16 protein-coding genes and 2 pseudogenes are annotated in these 19139 nt (G+C 36.4%); 4 read left to right on the top strand and 14 right to left on the bottom strand.

Features of this window, described 5'->3' with window-relative positions; genetic code table 11:
* Nucleotides 1-157: 157 nt before the first annotated feature.
* The 13 genes and pseudogenes from A5482_RS15690 to A5482_RS15630 form a co-directional block, all read right to left on the bottom strand.
* Nucleotides 158-406 carry a hypothetical protein gene (locus tag A5482_RS15690; protein ID WP_069791017.1) on the bottom strand — a complete coding sequence of 83 codons (249 nt, stop codon included), beginning with the start codon at nt 404-406 and terminating at the stop codon, nt 158-160.
* 27 nt (nt 407-433) lie between these two features.
* Nucleotides 434-826 (bottom strand): type II toxin-antitoxin system VapC family toxin, encoded by a 393-nt coding sequence (locus A5482_RS15685; RefSeq protein WP_069791016.1) that lies wholly within the window; start codon nt 824-826, stop codon nt 434-436.
* Entirely contained in the window at nt 823-1065 is a 243-nt protein-coding gene (locus A5482_RS15680) for a DUF2281 domain-containing protein (RefSeq protein ID WP_069791015.1), read from the bottom strand. Before A5482_RS15680 ends, A5482_RS15685 begins: the two co-directional genes overlap by 4 nt.
* 11 nt (nt 1066-1076) lie before the next feature.
* On the bottom strand, nt 1077-1334 hold the full coding sequence (locus A5482_RS15675) for a DUF2442 domain-containing protein (protein WP_069791014.1): 258 nt from the start codon (nt 1332-1334) through the stop codon (nt 1077-1079).
* The gene (locus A5482_RS15670) at nt 1334-1585 is read right to left on the bottom strand and encodes a DUF4160 domain-containing protein (protein ID WP_069791013.1); all 252 of its coding nucleotides are present in this window, start codon (nt 1583-1585) and stop codon (nt 1334-1336) included. The genes A5482_RS15675 and A5482_RS15670 overlap by 1 nt, the downstream gene beginning before the upstream one ends.
* 150 nt (nt 1586-1735) lie before the next feature.
* The gene (locus A5482_RS15665; RefSeq protein WP_069791012.1) at nt 1736-5338 is read right to left on the bottom strand and encodes a DUF1156 domain-containing protein; all 3603 of its coding nucleotides are present in this window, start codon (nt 5336-5338) and stop codon (nt 1736-1738) included.
* A gap of 169 nt (nt 5339-5507) precedes the next feature.
* Nucleotides 5508-5800 (bottom strand): annotated as a pseudogene (locus A5482_RS15660) (GIY-YIG nuclease family protein).
* Nucleotides 5801-5803: 3 nt separating this feature from the next.
* Nucleotides 5804-5986: a hypothetical protein gene (locus tag A5482_RS15655; protein WP_069791023.1), complete on the bottom strand. Its 183-nt coding sequence runs from the start codon at nt 5984-5986 to the stop codon at nt 5804-5806.
* A 53-nt stretch (nt 5987-6039) separates the two neighbouring features.
* Nucleotides 6040-6465 (bottom strand): type II toxin-antitoxin system VapC family toxin, encoded by a 426-nt coding sequence (locus tag A5482_RS15650; RefSeq protein WP_069791011.1) that lies wholly within the window; start codon nt 6463-6465, stop codon nt 6040-6042.
* Between the two features lie 9 nt (nt 6466-6474).
* Nucleotides 6475-6747, bottom strand: a complete 273-nt coding sequence (locus A5482_RS15645) for a hypothetical protein (RefSeq protein WP_069791010.1) — start codon at nt 6745-6747, stop codon at nt 6475-6477.
* 75 nt (nt 6748-6822) lie between these two features.
* Nucleotides 6823-10860 carry a helicase-related protein gene (locus tag A5482_RS15640; protein WP_069791009.1) on the bottom strand — a complete coding sequence of 1346 codons (4038 nt, stop codon included), beginning with the start codon at nt 10858-10860 and terminating at the stop codon, nt 6823-6825.
* A gap of 163 nt (nt 10861-11023) precedes the next feature.
* The gene (locus A5482_RS15635; protein ID WP_069791008.1) at nt 11024-12208 is read right to left on the bottom strand and encodes a relaxase/mobilization nuclease domain-containing protein; all 1185 of its coding nucleotides are present in this window, start codon (nt 12206-12208) and stop codon (nt 11024-11026) included.
* Nucleotides 12199-12507: a hypothetical protein gene (locus tag A5482_RS15630; protein WP_069791007.1), complete on the bottom strand. Its 309-nt coding sequence runs from the start codon at nt 12505-12507 to the stop codon at nt 12199-12201. Before A5482_RS15630 ends, A5482_RS15635 begins: the two co-directional genes overlap by 10 nt.
* A 364-nt stretch (nt 12508-12871) precedes the next feature.
* On the opposite strand from A5482_RS15630, the gene A5482_RS15625 reads away from it, so the two are divergent.
* Genes A5482_RS15625 through A5482_RS15615 form a run of 3 tightly spaced genes read left to right on the top strand, consistent with a single transcriptional unit; the run spans nt 12872 to nt 15279 of the window.
* Complete coding sequence (locus tag A5482_RS15625; RefSeq protein WP_069791006.1) at nt 12872-13978, top strand: ParM/StbA family protein; 1107 nt, start codon at nt 12872-12874, stop codon at nt 13976-13978.
* 9 nt (nt 13979-13987) lie between these two features.
* A complete protein-coding gene (locus A5482_RS15620; RefSeq protein ID WP_069791005.1) occupies nt 13988-14368 on the top strand; it encodes a hypothetical protein in 381 nt (126 codons plus the stop codon).
* A gap of 11 nt (nt 14369-14379) precedes the next feature.
* A complete protein-coding gene (locus A5482_RS15615) occupies nt 14380-15279 on the top strand; it encodes a hypothetical protein (protein ID WP_069791004.1) in 900 nt (299 codons plus the stop codon).
* 333 nt (nt 15280-15612) lie between these two features.
* On the opposite strand, the gene A5482_RS15610 is transcribed toward A5482_RS15615, so the two are convergent.
* Nucleotides 15613-16191, bottom strand: coding sequence for a tyrosine-type recombinase/integrase (locus tag A5482_RS15610; protein WP_069791003.1), 579 nt, complete (start codon nt 16189-16191; stop codon nt 15613-15615).
* 138 nt (nt 16192-16329) lie between these two features.
* Between A5482_RS15610 and A5482_RS15605 the strand changes: the two are divergent.
* A pseudogene (locus tag A5482_RS15605) lies at nt 16330-19137 on the top strand (Tn3 family transposase); the annotation flags it as partial.
* Between the last annotated feature and the right edge of the window lie 2 nt (nt 19138-19139).

The following is a 19139-nucleotide window of genomic DNA, read 5'->3' as shown; positions in this document are numbered from 1 at the left end:
TCATCATTGTATTGTATGAAGGGCATCTTATTTAGTTTCTCTTGTAATTGTTTCAAGTTAACTAAAAATATAACGGTGTTTAATTACAAACAGGTTTTATAAAAAGTTTAATCAGTGATTTTTATTTATCATAATTAGTTAATTAATTTTCCTGATATTATCCTTGTCTAATTCTTCTCTCTATTTCCACTTGTTTAGCAGTTAATAAAAGTTCTTCTTGGGCGATAATTTCGGCTCTAATAGCCCTCAATTTTTTCCCTAATTCTGATGGTTGTTTTCTTGATTTATGTTCAGATTTTTCGGTTTGATATATTCTCTCAATATAACTCGCTATTTCCTCTAATTTAGAAGTAGGTAATTTATCTAAATAGTTATTAATTTTCTCTTTTATTTGTAAATTTGTCATCGCTTTTTTCTCCTAAATTTTAGTGATCTAATCCGAAAGTATTTTTACACTGGGATATTTTAGTATTTTACTATCTTGAGTTATAAGAGGGCAGTCGTAAACCATAGCGGTAGCCACAATAATTTGATCTGCTGGATCTTGATGAAATCCATCTAATTTGGTAGATTGTAAAATTATAGGTAAAGTTAAATCCAATATTTTAATATCGGGATATTTCATCGCAGAATTTAGCCATTCTTCTACACTGCATTGAAATTGAAGACGATTTTTTTCAACTAATTTTGCTATTTCCCAACAAGAAATCATACTTATTCCTAATCCTTGATAGCGATACTTTTCAATTAAATTGAGATTTTTATTTGTTAGTTTTTCATGTTTAGTAATCCACCAAATCCAAATATGAGTATCAAGAATAATCACATCATTGCCTCCCAATCTTCAACGGCTACAGGTTCATAAGGATCTTCATAATAAATTAATGTTCCTTCTAAAGATGGTGAATTTAATTTACTATTTTCTAGCTCTAAGTTTCTTGTTTTTTCAGATGATTTGTTATGGATGTAATTTTGTTCTAAGAATGAAACAAAATCGATAACTTCTTCTTGTTTTTCTGGTGGTAATAATCGCCATTTGTTAATTAAAATTTGTTCGGTATTCATGGTTATTTTTATTAGTTACTATTGTTGGGAATGGATAAGTTTTCTGCTAATTTTATTAATCCATCAATGGATAAATCTTCATCTATCATTACCCAATGAATGCCATAACCAGAGGGAGAAATTTTATATACTTTTCTTTCCATTTCACTGGCTTGATCTAATTTTTTTGATACCTCTGATAAGGGCAAATGGTAAGTTTTTTGATCAACTGTTAAAATGATTTCTCTTTCTGTAAAATTGATGGATTGAATATCATGTATTTTGTTCATTAGTTACCTCCAAAAAATTGATTCCATGCTTCGGCTATTTCATCTAAGTTTTGTAATAAAATTTTTCTAACTTCTCTCATCTCTTTTTTATTCATGTTATAGGTATGGGCTTCTTCGATGGAATATTTCTCAATATCTAACCAAAATTTACATTCTTTTTCTCCTTTTTGAATATGAATATGTATGGGTTCATTCCCTTCATTAGCATAAAAGAAAAATCGCCATCCTTTTATGTATAAAACTGTGGGCATAATTAGTGATTTATGATTCTGATATAAATTGATACTATCATTGCGAATAATAACCAATCCTCTACTTTGATAATTTGAGATTATTTCGGCATTTTTTGATTATAGTAATTAAATTGTCATAAATTTATTTCCTTCGCAATGAATCATGATTTAACCACCTCCTCTCGTGAATAAGTTATCTTCAATGGTGCGCTTCCATGATGCTAATAAAGTATCGATCGCCCTTTGTTCGGTACTTCGGGTAACATTACTATTAATAGTTTCAAGGGACTCGGTATTTGCTCCCTTTTCCCCTCCTCCTGTGGGAGAGGAGTGAGAGCTACCCGTTAAAGCTCTTCCTGCTAAGGATTGGGCTACTAATTTAAGTTTATTGCCGTCTGGTTGAGCTAAGGTTAGATAATTATTGATTTCTGAGGGCTTATGCTCCGCTAACCATAATAAACGGTGCAAAATATCGATTAAGGTGGGGTCAATGTCACCTCTTACTGCTTTTCCAGAAGAAGATTTAACCTTACTACTAGCGCCCTTGCCCGAAGACAAATTAACCTCATCTCCAGCCTCTCTCCGAGAAGACGAGGATTTGTTAAATTCCTGTTTACCTAAAGTATCGGCTCGAATGCCTAGGGTTTCATTTTTTCCCCTGTCTAGGTAGTTACGCAGTTGTACTTTATTCTTATCCTTCTTCACAAGGGCGGTTTTACTATCGGTTAAGCCACCAATGCCGTCTAATTCCACACCGACACCCCTAGCTAAGGTGTTGGCTTCGTCAAATTCCACCACTGCTTCCCCGTATTCATAACGAGCCAAGATATAGTATTGAGTGGGTTTATCCACCGCAGAAACGCCTTTTTGGTCACATCCTAACACTTCTTTGAGGATGGTTTCCGCTACTTCTTTCTGCACTTCGTCTAAGAAGGTACTAGCCTCTAATTCTTCCCCGTTGGGCAATTCTACGGTGTCATATTGGGTATAAGCTCTTAATCCTGCACCAACACAAGCAATAACGAGATCTGCACCGCTAACTCCCTCATTCATCAAGGTTTTAACTCTTTCTTGGACAATTTCCCTTAATTCGGGTTTCACATCCATTGCATAATCGCCCACTATGGCATTAATCCGTTTACGCGCCACTAAGAAGATACTCGAAGCAAGGGCTGCAGAATTTTGTGCAATTAGTCTTCCTTCTCTTTCAGTATTTAGAGGAAAAGCCTCAACAATAACAAATTTTGCCTGTCTGAGAGATTCTATTAAGGTTGTCCAGCCTGATGTAGTTTTATGGGCATAGACAATGGCAATAATTCCATTATCTTTCAAAACTCGGTTAGCTTCACAGAAGGCTTCGTGCATCATGTCTTCATAAGCCCAAGATGCCTTTTTTTTATCCCCGTCATGGCGATGAGAAGACATAATGGCTTCTTTTTTCTTGGGTGTCAGTTGACTTGAGAAGTGTTCTGAGTATAAATGTCCAAGACTACGTTTTAACCATACATAGAAGTAATCAGACAAGTCAGCATAAGATACACTATCAAAATAGGGGGGGTCTGTTATGATTGCATCTAATGATTTATTTTCTAAGGGTAAAGCCATTGATGAACCACGATAAACCTTACCATAATTTATTAAGTCGTTATTGGGAGCAAGGTTTAAAAAGCGTGACTCCTTATTGTTGGTTTTAATTCTTTCCGACCCAATCTCCTGATTATTTGATGGTTGTGGGGATTGCCTCACTCTCGTTTGTGATGACTGACTCAGATTATCTAATATTCCTTGATTGGTGCTTTCTCTTTCAATAAATAATGTTATCCATTGTAAAGCACGAAATACATTACCAGAAGCATTACCTAAAGGATTGATTTCAGGAAAATCCCATACCATCGGTAAGGCTTGGCGACTAAAAGTGTTGCCTATTTTTTCGCCTGTATTTGTCCATTTTGTTAATGAGCTATTGTAATCAGAGAGACGATCGCAAAGAATCCCTAAATAAGTAGAAACAGCCTTAGCAAACTCTTGTTTTTCTTCTTCAGATTGCCAACTACCAGTTTTTAAAATGGAATCCTTAACGATATTATCAGCATTATTATTACTGCTTATCCCCTTAACAGTTTTCGAGACTGCCGCATTATCATTAGGATTGTTAGAAGTGCTATTTTCCTGATCAATTCCGAATCCTGAAGCCCGATCTTGTTTTGCCGTTTCATCCTCATGAAGTGACGCAGTGCGATCTCCCAAAGTCGTTTCACAATTGCCTTTTTCCCCGTCAGTATTATAAGAAGTGAGATCGCCCAGTGCTGTTTTAAGGTTCTCCTTGTCATTAGCAGAGGTATTTCCTGTTAAATCTTTATCGGTGTAGCTTTTCTCCCCCAAAGCAATTCCTTCATTGCTTAAACAACTTTGAGATTGCTTCATTTTGTTTGCAATAACAGAAGGCGAATCATTCCCGATGACACTATCACCATCCGCCATGACAGAATCTCCCATCATTTCGTCATGAGCTAACCGCACCCATTTAACAAACGTCATCAAAGACAGTAGCTGACGAGATGTAAATAGCTGATGAAACTGTGACATTCCATAGAGAGGAACTTTAAAATTCAAAGTATCTTGATTCTGTATGGGTTCATCGGGTATAGTTAAACCAGTATCTTGACAAAGTTTTTCTAACCGTTGCTTAATGGCTTCCTCATCGGGGATATATTGCTGAAAATCATTAGCAGAGAGATAGGTTTTACCCCTAGCGTCAGGAGTTGTACAGACGATCGCTATTAACTGGTGTCCAATTCTTCCAGCTTTACCTTCTGCTTTGACTTGCTTAACATTAATAGTAGTACCGCAGTGATGACAAGTAGAATTACCCCGTGAACTACCGAGAGAGGGATCAAAGCCCAAATCCTTTGCGGTTGTCGCTTCCACTACCTTGAACTCTACCTTCTTCGTCTGATAATTAGGACTGATTTTCAAAGCTACATACTTTTTCGACTTCTTACAAAGCCAAGTTTGACGCACCAAAGGCACATCCGCCCCACATTCAGGGTTAGGACATTTAACCGTGCGAGTCCATAAATAAGCTACAGGTACAAGCCTTGGGGATAAACTTAAATTTAACTGTTTTGCCTTAGTTTTAACTATATTCCCTAAATCTAACTCTCCTTGCTCATGGGATGGCTCTACATCTTCCCCTATCTTAATCTCTGGGTATAAATCGCCAATTTCAGCCCTTACCTTTTCAATTACCCAGTTACCCCACTTTTCCACTTCCGTAGCCAACGGCTTACCGTATTTTTGAGGATAAACTAGGGTACAAAGTTCGATGATATGGGCAACAGGATTTAAATCAACTGCGTAGGTTTCACAGCCTAAGCGCAACGATTCCAAAGGGATAGCACCTCCTCCTGCAAACATATCCAACACTTTGGGTGGTGGTACTTCTTTTAAGGGGGTATTAGCAGGTAAACCTAATCTGTCTCGTTGTGCCTCTAAAATACTTTTTTTGGCTTTGTTTATGGTATTCTCATCCGCTTCCCACTTACACAAGTCAATCATCGTCTTACTCAATGCCGTGCGTTTTTGGGGGGTTGAGGGCGCCTGAATAAGGGAAGCATAAATCGCCGCCCGTGCCGCTACTAATGGTCGTCTTGCCCACCATAAATGTAGAGTAGAAATATGTCCTTTACGAATCGATTTTTCTCTAGCAGATTCTTTGGATATTTCAGCAATGGGGATGTAGTCTTCTATCAGGCGGCGATCTTCGGTCATAAACTTTAGCACTTGTAATTATTTCAAGTGTAAAGCAAAATCGGGCTGTTATGGCAACTCTTCTTCTTTCGTCATGGCGAACGATAGTGAAGCCATCTCGGAGTCTCTAAATAAAGGAGATTGCTTCAGATTGCTTCGTTGTCTCGCAATGACTATTCTGACTGATTATTTATTGACAAATATCATCGTACAAATCGTCCCAATCTTTATTTATTTTATTAATTAAATCTATTTTTTCTGTCGAGAACCTGCTTTTATTTGTTTTTCTCTAGCTATTGCTGTAGAAGAATTATCAAACATTTCATAATAGACTCATTTAACAATATTATATTTTTTAGTAAAACCATCAATCAATTTATTTTTATGTTCATAAACTCTTCTAATTAAATCATTTGTTACTCCTACATAAAGCACTTTATTATATTTATTTGTCATTATATAAATATAGTAATTTCTATCCATGATTTAATGATTGATTTTAACGTTATCTGTCTTGGATTTGCGAGGATGTTCGATTCTTTTTGCTGTCTTGAAAAAATCTTCATTAACTTCAGGTATATCGCTAAAATCAATATCCTCGTCAGACATTTCCCAGACGATTTTTTGTCTTTCTTCCTTTGACATATCAGAAAAGTTTTTCTTACTCATACCGTTTTCTTTGCCGTTTAGAGGCTTTTCTCGCTGAAATAAATAGCATAATTTTAGATTAATTTTACCCATGATAAAGAAGTAGAAACAGAATTATATAATCGAGAATCTGCTGTCCATAATTCCACACTGAAACGATTAGCTAAAGCTAAATAATGAGCATCATAAGTAGCAGGAAGACGAAATAAATTTGCTAGTTTCATTGCATCTCTGTGCAAGTTTTTATCTCCATAAAAGCTAATATTTAAACTCATAGCTTCTTCTAGGAAATCTTGTGCTTCAGATTCAGTTATTTGCCCTGCAATAACAGCACGGTGAAAAGCATTGGTAACTTCATACATTATCAAGGTGGGTGCTATCAAAGTATAATTTTTTTCCTGCCATTCTCGTAACTTTTGAACATAAATAGAATCAGAATTATTTTGACTCAAATAACGAATCACAAAACTAGCATCAAGACAAATTCTATTAATATTCATTACTCTTTATTACTTGTTATTTTTACTACCAAAACAACTATTTATCAGTTCATCCTGTTGGGCAATACGCTCATCTCTAGTAATTTTTATATATTCATCTAAAGGTGGTTCAAATGCTTTTCTTTCTCTTTTTGTCAAACTGTTATCTTGAACTTTATCAATTGTTGTTTGATTATTTTTATTTTGTATATTAGGTTGTATTCTTGACTCTAATAATTCTCTTTCTTCTGGAGTTAAAGAATCAATAATTGTTAAAATAGAATCCACTAATTTTATATTCATAGGTTTGATTTATACTCCTGTCAAGATTTTTGCAACTAACATCTTTTAATTCTATCGCAACGCCCTAAATGGAATTTAATTATGATGATACTTTGCTAAAGTTGAACCACCAATAATATAACGAGTTACTTGTTTTACCTCCTTCACATTTCCAGCTAAAGCTACCGCAGGATTTTGAATAGTAATTAGTTGTGGTGCATTAGTTTTACAACCCCATACCACATATAACCAGTAACTATCTCCTAATTGTTGCGCCCTTCGCCATTCATTGTTAGTTAGGCAAATATCTTGATTAAAATCCGCTCTGCCCTTTACCTCAATCCTTCTTACTAGAACATTGTTACTATCATCTTCGACATTTTTAACGCTACGAATATCAAAACCGCAACCATCCCGAAGTTGACTAACATCAGTAGGTATCCAACCCCTTTCCCTTTCATAGTTCATCACATACTCCATGGCGATCGCCTCTACCTCTTCATCACTACGCATATTGCCACTGATAGTATTGGGAGTAGGAATTACTAGAGCAGTACCCTGATAAATAATTTTCCCAGGACGCACTAATTGAAGATAACTTAATTGATTTTTTTTGTTATTGTAACGTTCTTGTAGTGAATCAATTTTATTCTTTGCATTATCCCTAGCTATGCGGAAAGTATCATCCCCTTTTGCTACTTTACTAGCCAATTTAAGGTGCGCACTACGAGCCTCTTTTATGGCAGAATTCATGGCTTGTTCAAGATAATCTTGACGAATTTTTAATTCTCGTTGTCGTTTCTGGGATTCCTCTTGTTTGAGGGGAAATTGTACTTTTACTTTTAACCATTTCTCGATGATATTTTGTTGTTCACTGGTGGGAGGGGATAAGAGAGAATGAGTAGGAGTAACGAATGGGGAGTTAGGAGATTCGGAGTTGGAATTTATTAATGAGGAGTCAAAAGTTTGAGATTGAGAGTTAGCAGGAGTATTCATTCCTAAATTTGCTCTGTCTTTTTGCTGATTCCCAATTGCTGTATTATCTCCAATTCCTAAATCTGAATTCCCAATTGCTGTGTTATGTTCAATTCCTAAATCTGAATTCCCAATTGCTGTATTATCTTCAATTTCTAAATCCAAATTCTCAGTCTCTACATTTTCATCTAACCAAAAATCATTAATTTGTGGGTTGCCATTATGACTAAATCCAAAAGACTGATTGCCTCTGTTTTTCTCACCATTTTCATTACAATCCAAATTACCAACTTGCTGACTATTTTTACCTTTATCCCGATTTCCTATATTGTTCCCAAATCCTAAATCTGAATTCTTAATCCTCAAATTGTTGCCAATTTCTGATTCCCCATTCCTGATTCCTATATTATCCCCACCCCCAAAATTAGCGCTAATTGCCGATTCATCAAGGGGAGTTAAATCATGAAGACAATCGGTAGAAATAAGCTGATATTCCCCCTCAACTTCCTCCAACACAGCTTTCATTACCGCCCTAATAATCGTTGGTTTACCCTTTATATCTTCCCCAGTAATTTCGACTTGATAGAAATGAATTCGATAAGGTTTAACCGCATCAGCATCACTAAATAACGCCGACTGGAAGCCCACCGTTTGAGCTAATTTATAGTCTAACCGTTCTGAGATTGCCCCAAATAAAGGATGTCCTGGGGAAACAAATTCCGCATCAGCATAGGAGACTTCTTCTAGCTTCTCCTTATAAAAAGTAAACTTCTTATATTCCTTTTCGGCGATACCTAATCTCCTGGTTGCATCCAGAAGAGGAGATCTAAATTCTTCCTTTAAATAGGGGATACGCCATAAACCATCGGCTCTAACTTCTAATTTTATTACTAAATATTCACAGGCACGGGCAAAAAATTCCTCCACATAACGAGGCATTAATCGTCTTTCTTCTGACACAAAATCTTGCTCTTTGGTTTTGCGCACCTGAGACAAATCAACATGGGAAGTAGCCAAGGCGATTCCTGTTGCTTCTTCTAACTCTTTGAGTTTGTTTGGGTCTAATTTTTCTACTGTTTCATAGGCTTTTTCTTCATAAGGCTTACCGTAGGTTGCATCTTTGATTAAGTCTTCAAAATTAATGTTGTTAACCTGTAGAAGTTGACCAATGACATCAAATACTTTGTCACCCATAACTGCTTTAATTTCTTCTAATTTTCGCAGTAATTTATTTAAAACGTTCCCCTCAACGGTATTGATTGCCACGAAGTTAAATACATATACATCTTTGGTTTGTCCAATACGATGTATTCTCCCCATACGTTGCTCTAATCGATGGGGCGACCATGGTATATCATAGTTAATCATCAGGTGACAAAACTGTAAATTTATCCCCTCTCCCGCCGCTTCTGTTGCTAGACAAATTTGTTTATTGAACTGAAAATCTTTTTGAGCTACTTTACGGGCGATCGCATTCATTCCCCCATGAATTTCACACACGGAGTAACCCCATTTAGTCAAATTTTCTTTGAGATAACTAAGGGTATCACGATGCTCTGTAAAAATTAATAACTTACCGTCACCACTACTCAATTCATTAAATTCAGCCTCATTTAAACATTGTTTGAGGGCATTTAACTTGGTTTCTTGCCCTTTTTGAATAGTTTGTTCAGCCAATCTAACTAATTGCTTTAAATCCTTTAATTCGGCTTCTAACTCATCTAATTGTTCTGCTACCGTCGCATTTACAGAAAAATCTTCCAATTCATCTTCGGTAAAATCATCATCTTCTAATACATCTTCGACAACATAATTATTCTTGGTTTTATTTTTTGCCGAGTTATTGGTATATGAATTACGACTACTTGAAAAGCCATTGTTAGCATCATCATTAGGCATCGAACCATAATTAATCCGTCCTAACTCTAATAATCGTTTATGTTGCTCATAGGTAGAGAGATTTTGTAATTCTTCTAATAAGTCTGTGAAACGTTTTTCCCGTTTTTTGAGAGAACTATAAATAGCATTTAAACTACTAGCCAAACGCCTTTGTAATACTGTTCTGGCTAAAGCCACCGCTCCTTGTTTTTTACCTTTCGTACGTCCTAAATAACAGTTGATATACTCCGTTACCTGGTCATATAAATACTTTTCTGTTGGGGATAGTTCAAAGGGTACTGTTTTGGCGTTTCTTTGTTTAAATAGCTTTTTACCTTCAAAATCTCTTAATTCTTCTTTAATCCTTCTTAAAAACCACGGAGAATCATCTAATTGAAGAATACTTGGATTTACTTGATTAGAGATAAATTGATCTCCATCTAGTAACCTTAAAAAGTTATGAAACTGATCTGGGTCTCCCTGATGAGGAGTTGCCGTTAATAATAAAATCCTTTCTGTTATTTTTGACAATTCTTCTGCTAGTCGATACCTTCCTGTGCGTCTTAATTCATCTCCTTGACTACGGGCAGAACATTTATGGGCTTCATCGATAATTACTAAATCCCAGTCCACTTGCAAAATAGAGGGTAGTACATCATCTCGTTTGGCAAAATCTATGGAGGCAATGCACTGACGGAATCTTTCCCAAGGATTACCCCCTAGTTGATTTTTAACTAGAAATGAGGTGATAATTTCAAACGTCTCGGAAAATTTTGACTTCAGTTCATCTTGCCATTGTATGGTTAAGGGGGCTGGAGTTAAGATTAAGATGCGCTCTACTGCATGGCGTAGTTTTAATTCTTTGAGTAGTAATCCTCCCATAATAGTTTTACCAGCACCAGGGTCATCTGCTAATAAAAATCTCAGTCTCGTTTGGGGTAATATGCGCTGGTAAACTGCTTCTAATTGATGGGGTAAAGGTCTTACACCGCTTAAACTAACGGCAAAGTGAGGGTCAAAGTCGTAAGCTGTTTTTATCCTTGCTGATTCTATGAACAGGAAAAAACGTTTGGCATCTACTAAGGGTTGGTTATGGGCTTCTTCTTGGGCTTCTAATTCTAATGCCCTTTTTAACTCTAACATTGCTTCTGTGCGATCGCCATCTTCCTTTTTTACTTGGAGTAAGACAGTATCATCTACCACGTCCACTTGTTCTACCAACACCGTACCAGTAAACTGATCTGGAATGGAAATTCTTTTGCCAATGAGATTTTTGACCATGACTCACTTTGTGCTTAATATCACTACTATAACTTTTATTGGTATTACTGAGATTACACCTTAACTAAAGTACGATATTAAAAATTATGATCTTTTTCTAATAGTAATTAACACAAGTTAATTTTTCTTTCCCACTATCCTTTTTCCATCCCCGATAAATTTTTTATCTTCTCCTCCCTCGGGAGATAGTTGGTTTTTGCTGTTCGGGGGATTGTACTTGATGCTCCACCTTTTTTTGCACCATTCGTTTTTGTTCTTGTACGGCGAGTAACTCTTTTTCCGTCTCCTCCATAACTTGTTTTGATTGCCTTACTCTTTTCTCAAAATCATCATAGGTATCTTTGTTAAACCTAAAGTTATTGAGTATCCAAGGTTTATTGGGAGCAGGTTTAATCCACTTGATCATCTCGTCTGGATTATCAATCCTACTAATAACCAAATTTTTCTTACTTCTCTCAATGCGATAGTAATTACCATCATGACTATCACTATTAGCATATTTGAGTACCTGTTCCATGGTATCTCGATGTTGTTCTAAGGTTTTAATAAAGTCATGGTTAAAATCAAACTCATCGGTGGTGGTTTCATACTCATCCAATCCTTTCTTATCCAATACCTTGCTTAATCCTTGCATGGTATATTTTGCTCCTAGAGTACCTCCCTTATAATGCTTTCCGTCGTACCCATAAATAACTCCTGTTTTTTTCCTATAAATGTTTACTCCTTCTTCTTGAAGTAACTTTTCTAGTTCGGCAAAATCTTTACATTCATCTCTGCCCTTATCAATCTTGTTCCTCAACTCTCGTAATGTTTCTGTGCTTTTTGGACTAGATAACCCATGGTAATCTTCTAATATCCTCAACAGCTTCTCTGATTTCCGATAATCCCAATAGATATATACACAACTACTATCGTTCCTTACCCGTCCTGCTACGATATGGATATGTTTATGGTCGGTATCATCGTGTCTCACCACTAGATAGGGTACTGCTAAGGATTGATCTTCAAAGAGTTTTTTATCCCCTGTTTTTTGTGGTTTATGTTCTTCTAATGCGTCTAAGTCTGGTTGTTTTTCTCCAAAACCCATTCCATATAAATAGTCATGGGAGATGGCTTTTAGCATCTCGTCGTCTATAGATTGTTCTTCTTCTGGAAATGATAGGGTAACGTGATAAACGGGTTTACGGACGTGTCTATTCAACTGACAGCAATATTCAAACTTCTTACTAAGGGAGAGCGCACTTTCTCCATACAAGTTACTTTCAAGGATTTCTTTTTCTTCCCTATCGAGGATATATCCTATGCACTGTCTAAAGTTGCTCCCGTTTATTTGTCTGGCTAGGGGCATAGTTCAATCTCATCTCCTAGTTCTGCTAATAATTCCTTTAATTCTTTAAATTTTTTCTGCTTCTCTACTGGTATATCTACCATCAACTTATCTATTTCATTTCCTACCTCCCCCAACTTTAATAATGTTTTTACCTTCACTTCGCTTGGTGTCTTGGGTATTTTTCTGTACAACACAGATCTAAATAATTCCGATAATGAAATCTCTCTCTCCTCACTAAGGGCGATCGCTTTTCCTCTTTCATCGTCGGTTAAACGAAATGTAAAATTATTATTACGAGAATCTTTATCTTCTACCACTATACACAAAATTTGTTTTATATTGGTAATATTATACTAATAAAATAAAAAACAAACTCTATAAGTTTCTTCATTAATGGTCTTAACGAAATTACTGCCTGATTAAACGGGTGTTTTCGCGTGGGGCAAAGGAACAATAAAAGAGTGAAATCCTCTCCTGAAAACTGTTTCAGAACTGGTAATTTGACTCACTTGAGTCTCGAATTGAGCCAATTAGAGAGAAATCAGCAGGAAAATATGGAGGTATTAAAAGATAGGAAACAGCTAAAAAATAGAAAAAACTCTAGTTTTTGTCTCAATATATCACTAAAACAGTCATAATTTGAGTCAATCTAAAATGTAGAACAAAATTACTAAAAAAAAGATGCAGCAAAAAAATAGACCCTTAATATTAGGATTGGACTTCGGAGGGAGTGGCACAAAAATAGTAGGGGGAGTATTGGGAAAAAGAAAGAAGGTGGCACTCATGATGAACTCCGAGGTGATAGAAGTACCAAAGGTATCATTAGAGTCAAGGGATATTGCCGATATAAAGGGTGCGTTTCATAATAGGACGTGGGTAGGATCAAATGATAAATATTATGCGGTGGGCTATCTTGCTAAGAGTTATTTAGCGACTCCCCAATTAAGACCATTAAAGTCTAATCTGGCAATTTATAAGGCATTATCGGCTTGTTGGGTAATGAGTAAAGAGTTTAAGTTAGGCAATGAGTTTGAGGTGGGGATTGGTTGTTTTCTACCCCCTGGAGAATATAAAGAGAAAATACTCTTTGAGCAAAATTTGGAGGAAGCATTATCAGAGTTTGAAACTCCTGATGGTACTTTCAAAGTGTCTTTAATTCATTTTGAGTGTAAGCCTGAAGGTTTAGGGATTTTCTTAAACCATTGGACTGATAACTATGATGAAGCATCCAATTCTCTTTGTGCTAACTTAATGTTCGGCTATCGCAATGCCAGTGTTGTGTTAGTAGAAAAAGGAAATTTTGGTGATTGGCAAACTAGCGATTTAGGCTTTATCAAGATGGTGAAGTCCGTACAAAGAAAAACTGCTGGTTATAGCATTGAAGCTCTTACCGAGGCGATCGCCCAGTGGGATGGTACAGAAGATCGATGTCTAAAATTGATACTAAGAAAACAAGGTCAACAAGAAAGAGAGAGAGAGTTAGAAACTCTCAAGGCTGAAATAGCCATTGCCAAAATGGAATATGTATTGAGTTTAAGCAATTGGCTTGGTGAAGTAGTTCCCAAGAATGTTTCACAAATAGTAATCTCTGGGGGGACGGCGGATTATCTCAGAAACGATTTACAGGAATGGGCAAAAAATGTTAGTCCTGTGACCTTATTCTGGCATGGTGGTGTTGAGTTACCAGAAGATATAGAGCTTGGTATGGGTCATCGCATGGCTGATATTTGGATACTCTGGCAGGATTTTTATTCAAAAGTTAAAGAGAAAGTAAAAGCAGTTGCTTAGGAGGTATAAATGGAGAGAAAAGCTATTCGAGTTTACTATCAATCAGATTCTTATGATGAAGTGGTAATGGAGTTTTTACATGAACAAGCTAGAAAAAGAGGGCAAGCCCGTAAGGATTTAATTTTAGAAATTTTACGAATTTATTGTTTACCAGTGGCATTAAAACAATCTGGTTTGGGAGATAGTTTCGAGTTGGATTCTCTGGGGAGAACGTCTGTTGGTGCTTTAAATAGTCAGCTAGGTTTAATAATTAACCAATTAGATTTGAAAAACATCCCAAATATTCAATTTAGTGATTCAAAACCTCAAGTAGAAGCTCAATTACAAGAAAAAAATGGAGATGAAGATCCCATTGATATGTCGAAACGTTTTAGATCTTTAAGTATTTAAAAGGAGGAGTAATGAAGGATTTAAAAGGACTACATTTTGTGACTGGAGAAAAGGGCGGTGTTGGTAAATCATTATTCGCCATGGTGTTATTAGAGTATCTCAATAATTTGGGCATTGAGCATAAATTTTATGATGCTGATAGAAGTAGCCCTGATGTGGGTTTAGCTTATGGTGAGTTTTACCATGAATTTGTTAGTTCACTGAACAAAGATACAACGTCTGAGCTGGATAAATTGAATGATTTAGTAAATAATCATGATGATGTATTAGCCTCGAATAAAAAGGACATTACGAATATAGATTTAGAAGAAGAAGAGGAAAAAGAAGAAGAAGAGTTATCGACGAAGGAATCAAAAACCCAAATATATTTCAGTGAGGATCGGCGTGAGTCATTCAGAGCGGATAAATTATATAATGACGTGTCTGATGGTAATTTGGTAGTAGTCAATTTACCTGCTCAGGTGGAATTGCTTGTTAATAAGTGGTTAACTAACCGTAGTATTCTTGATGATAGTGATTTTCCCATCTACTACTGGTTTGTAACTGATGGATCGCCTGAGTCTCTGACATTAATGGAACGTTCTTTGCGTCAATATGGGGATAGAATTGAGCATATTATCGTGCGTAATAGCGGTTTAAATAAGTCGGTAGATGATGCAATTATTAGACATTCTGTGTTGGAATCCATGCGCTCATTAAAGACAAAAATGGTTGAGATGCCCCAGTTAATTCTCTCTAATCCTCAGATGCAAGTTGTGAAAATCAATAGACTCAAGTTATCTGATGTAACCAGATCGGGTGCTGAAATTAAAGGTCTTGGTTCTCTTCCGCAAATACGAACTAAATCATTCCTCCAAAAGTGCCATATACAAATTGATAAAATAGCAGTTTTTGGTGAGGAGAGAACCTAATCAACAACATCCCCTGGCACTTAAAGTCCATTCGGGTTAAGGTCATTTTATTGTTATTTCTACGAACCCCTACGAAGCTATTGGGGTTTTTTAGGAAAAAATAAAACTTTGAGCTTATCCCGAACTCAGGTGAAGAAATAGTTTTGGGAGAGTTAATTTTTGGTCGCTTTTTTCGTTTTCCTACAAGAACCTTATTTTTAATGTGTATTTTTTTTTCTTCTTTTTCTTCCTTTGCGTTGGTGTTAATTGGGGAAAAACTAGCGAAGCTGTCATCAGGGGCAATCTAGGCTAAAATCCTTGTGAGACAACAATTTCAGAATTGGTTTTAAATGATTAATCCCATAATGCTTCAAATCTAGCTGCACAAAGCTGTGTATATCTGACAGTATTCTGAATATTAGTGTGACCTAAATAATCCTGAATGATTCTCGTATCGACTCCTTTATTTGCTAGATAATAACCACAAGCATGACGAAGTAGGTGAGAATGAACCACAAAATCAAATCCAGCTAATAATCCAGCTTGATGAACAATATGACTGATAGTTCTCTCACTCAGAGGACTGTGCCGATTACTAATGAAAACAAAAGGAGAAGGTGCATAATCTCGTTTCAATCTCTTTAAAGCTCTCATCTCATCTCCTTGAAGTGGATGACGACCAGAACGAGAGCCTTTAACACGTCTAATGTATATTGTGCCTTCGGATAAGTCTATATCAGACCATCTCAAATGAGCAGCTTCTATTCGTCTGAGTCCGTGTCGATAAAGCATTAAAATCAGGATAGAGTTTCTAACGGAATACCAACCACCTTTTTTCTTGACTGCTTCAATCAGTCGTTTGACTTCTTGAGGGGTAAGATGATCTCGAGAAATATTGCAGGTTTTGGTGGTTGGAGCAGTCAAAGTAGCCATAATACTGCGCTCCTTCAATTACTTGTCCTATTTCAATTATAGAAAAATAACCATCAAATAGAATTAGCTATTTTTGCCGTGTATGATTAAATCCTGCAAAAAAGAGGATAATATCTTCACTTATAACAAGCAATCTACATGAAACGAAACTGGCAGGCCGAAGAATTAATTGAACATTGGACACTTATTTCCACTGAATTAGACCTCTTAACCAAAAAAACAGCTACTAATCGCCTAGCAATAGCTTTATTACTGAAATATTTTCAGCATGAAGGTCATTTTCCCACATCAAAAGCTGAAATTCCCCGTCAAGTCATTCATTATGTTGCTCAACTATTAAAGGTTTCTCCTGAAAGATTTGATAACTATGATTGGCAAGGGCGAACTATCAAAGCCCATCGTGCTATTATCCGAGACTTTTTAGGTATCACTGAAGTAACAGTTAAAGATGCTCAAAAGCTTACTGCATGGTTAGAAACTCAGATTTTAGCTTACGAGCTTAAACCAGAATCTCTGGAAATAGCTGCTAGGGAGCGTTTGCACCATCTGAAGATAGAACCTCCTACCAAAGAGCGACTTCAACGTATTGTGCGTTCTGCTATTCGACGTTTTGAAGAGAATTTTTGTGAAAAGACTGCTGAACAGCTATCATCATCAGTCCGCAACAATTTAGATGAGCTACTTACAACCATTTTAGATACTGATGATTTGAAAGAACAAGAACAAACAAAAAATACTACTCCCCATAATACTCCTTCCCCTCTAGCGATTCTCAAAAGTGACCCGGGACGTTTGGGATTAGATAGCTTAATCTCCGAAGCAGCTAAATTAGAACAACTACGCCAACTAGAATTACCCGCAGATCTATTTCAGGGAATCTCCAACAAAGTTCTCCAAATCTACAAACAGCGAGTTGCCGTTGAACCACCCAGAGAACTACGTCGTCACCCAGATAATCAACGCTATACTCTAATGTCTGCTTTTTGTTGGTTGAGGACTCAAGAAATTACGGATAAATTAGTGGAGCTACTAATCCAAATTATCCACCGCATTAATTCTAGAGCCGAAAAGCGAGTAAGCAAAGAACTGTTAGATGACTTTAAGAAAGTCAGTGGCAAAACAGGTATCTTATTTCAATTAGCAGAAGCCGCTATGAATAAACCAGATGGGTTAGTTAAAGATGTTATCTATCCTGTGGTGGGGGAAAATACCTTAAAAAATTTGCTTCGAGAATTCAAATCAACGGGAACTGCATACAAGGAAAAGGTTTATACGGTGATGCGTTCTTCCTATGGCAATCACTATCGGCGAATGCTACCCTTTTTGCTCAACCTCTTAGAATTTCGTTCCAATAATGAAATACATAAACCTATTATTGAAGGCATTTATCTTCTCAAAAAGTACATCGGCAGTAGGGAAAAATATTATGATTCTTCCGAAATAGTTCCAATAGACGGTATTATCGGAGTTAGTTTATCGGAACTAATTCTAGAAAGCAAAGATGATGGAACGGTCAAAATCAACCGTATTAACTACGAATTAGCAGTTCTTCAAGCTCTACGAGATGGACTCAGATGTAAAGAAATCTGGGTAGTGGGAGCAAACCGCTATCGTAATCCAGAAGAAGACTTACCCACTGACTTTGAACAACAAAGAGAAATTTATTATCAGGCTCTCCAACAACCAGAAGATGTCGAAGCATTTATTAACAATCTTCAAAAAGAAATGATAGACGGCTTAACTCAACTTGATCAAGGAATGCCCCACAACGATCCAGTTAAAATTCTTACCAAGAATAACGGCTGGATTAAATTATCTCCCTTTACTGCGCTAGTAGAACCTCTGAATTTAAAACGTCTCAAGAAAGAAATCGAGCAACGTTGGTCAATGACTAGCTTAATGGATATGCTCAAGGAAACCGATCTCAGAATTAACTTTACCCAGCATTTCAAAAGCGTATCCAGCAGAGAAAACCTCAATCCCAAAGTATTACAGAAACGCTTATTGATTGACCTTTATGCCCTAGGAACGAATACAGGAATCAAAAGATTGAGCTTGGGAGAGTTGGGAGAAAAATATTCAGATTTACTCTACGTTAGACGTAAATTTATTCATCAATCACAGTTGAGAAATGCCATTGCCGAGATTGTTAATGCTACTTTTGCTGCCAAACTTCCACAAATCTGGGGTGAAGGTACAACTACTTGTGCCAGTGATTCAAAAAAGTTCGGTGCATGGGATCAGAATCTAATGACTGAATGGCATATCCGCTATGGTGGCAGGGGTGTAATGATTTACTGGCACGTCGATAAAAATTCAGCTTGCATTTATTCCCAATTGAAAACCTGTTCTTCATCAGAAGTCGCCGCCATGATAGAGGGATTATTGCGTCACTGTACTAATATGAGAGTTGAGAAAAATTATGTAGATAGTCATGGACAGTCTGAAGTGGCTTTTGCCTTTTGTCATCTGTTAGGTTTTAACCTAATGCCTCGTTTAAAAGCTATCCATAAACAAAAATTATATCTTCCTTCAACTGGTCAAAATAATGTTTATTCTAATCTAAAACCAATCTTAACTCGTTCAATCAACTGGGATCTAATTCGCCAACAATACGACCAAATGATTAAATATGCAACAGCTTTGAGGTTGGGAACAGCAGAAACTGAAGCCATACTTAAACGATTCACACGTTCAAATTTAACTCATCCAACTTATCGTGCTTTGGCTGAACTAGGAAAAGTAATCAAAACTATTTTTTTATGTAAATATCTGCATTCAGAGTCACTACGTCGGGAAGTTCATGAATCATTGAATGTTGTAGAAAGTTGGAATAATGCCAATGGATTTATCTTCTTTGGTAAAGGAAAGGAGATAGCGACCAATCGTTTGGAAGACCAAGAAATTGCTGTTTTATCTTTACATCTATTACAGTCTTGTTTGGTCTA

It is taken from the genome of Cyanobacterium sp. IPPAS B-1200 (assembly GCF_001747005.2).
Classification (GTDB): domain Bacteria; phylum Cyanobacteriota; class Cyanobacteriia; order Cyanobacteriales; family Cyanobacteriaceae; genus Cyanobacterium.
This window is presented reverse-complemented; position numbering and strand designations above follow the sequence as displayed.